This window comes from uncultured Dokdonia sp., from assembly GCF_947492535.1.
Classification (GTDB): domain Bacteria; phylum Bacteroidota; class Bacteroidia; order Flavobacteriales; family Flavobacteriaceae; genus Dokdonia.
In genome coordinates this window covers 1-1,310 of record NZ_CANLNH010000040.1, presented here as the reverse complement: position 1 = coordinate 1,310, position 1,310 = coordinate 1, and the positions used below count along the sequence as shown (strand labels likewise).

The following is a 1,310-nucleotide window of genomic DNA, read 5'->3' as shown; positions in this document are numbered from 1 at the left end:
GGTTCAACAACAACAGAGACAGCTACAGTAGTAGTGACAGTAACCCCAGTAGAGGATGTGATGGATGATACGGCTACTACACCAGAGGATACTCCAGTTGATATTGATGTATTAGCGAATGATGGATTTGATCCAGACGCAGATGTAGAAGTAACCGAAGTAACGGATCCAGCAAATGGAACGGTAACAATCAATGCAGATGGTACTGTGACCTATACACCAGATCCTGATTTTAATGGGACTGATACTTTTGATTATACAGTAACGGTTACCAATCCAGATGGTTCAACAACAACAGAGACAGCTACAGTAGTAGTAACAGTAACCCCAGTAGAGGATGTGATGGATGATACGGCTACCACTCCAGAGGATACTCCAGTTGATATCGATGTATTAGCGAATGATGGATTTGATCCAGACGCAGATGTAGAGGTAACCGAAGTAACGGATCCAGCAAATGGAACGATAACGATCAATGCAGATGGTACTGTGACTTATACACCAGATCCTGATTTTAATGGGACTGATACTTTTGATTATACAGTAACGGTTACCAATCCAGATGGTTCAACAACGACAGAGACAGCTACAGTAGTAGTAACAGTAACCCCAGTAGAGGATGTGATGGATGATACGGCTACTACTCCAGAGGATACTCCAGTTGATATCGATGTATTAGCGAATGATGGATTTGATCCAGACGCAGATGTAGAGGTAACCGAAGTAACGGATCCAGCAAATGGAACGGTAACGATCAATGCAGATGGTACTGTGACCTATACACCAGATCCTGATTTTAATGGGACTGATACTTTTGATTATACAGTAACGGTTACCAATCCAGATGGTTCAACAACAACAGAGACAGCTACAGTAGTAGTAACAGTAACCCCAGTAGAGGATGTGATGGATGATACGGCTACCACTCCAGAGGATACTCCAGTTGATATTGATGTATTAGCGAATGATGGATTTGATCCAGACGCAGATGTAGAGGTAACCGAAGTAACGGATCCAGCAAATGGAACGGTAACGATCAATGCAGATGGTACTGTGACCTATACACCAGATCCTGATTTTAATGGGACTGATACTTTTGATTATACAGTAACGGTCACCAATCCAGATGGATCAACAACAACAGAGACAGCTACAGTAGTAGTGACAGTAACCCCAGTAGAGGATGTGATGGATGATACGGCTACCACTCCAGAGGATACTCCAGTTGATATCGATGTATTAGCGAATGATGGATTTGATCCAGACGCAGATGTAGAGGTAACCGAAGTAACGGATCCAGCAAATGGAAC

Annotated in this window: 1 protein-coding gene; it reads left to right on the top strand. The window is 42.9% G+C overall.

Features of this window, described 5'->3' with window-relative positions; all coding sequences use genetic code 11:
• Nucleotides 1-1,310 (top strand): Ig-like domain-containing protein (locus tag Q1A60_RS21450; protein ID WP_300008497.1); only part of this gene is annotated, 1,310 nt, incomplete at both ends.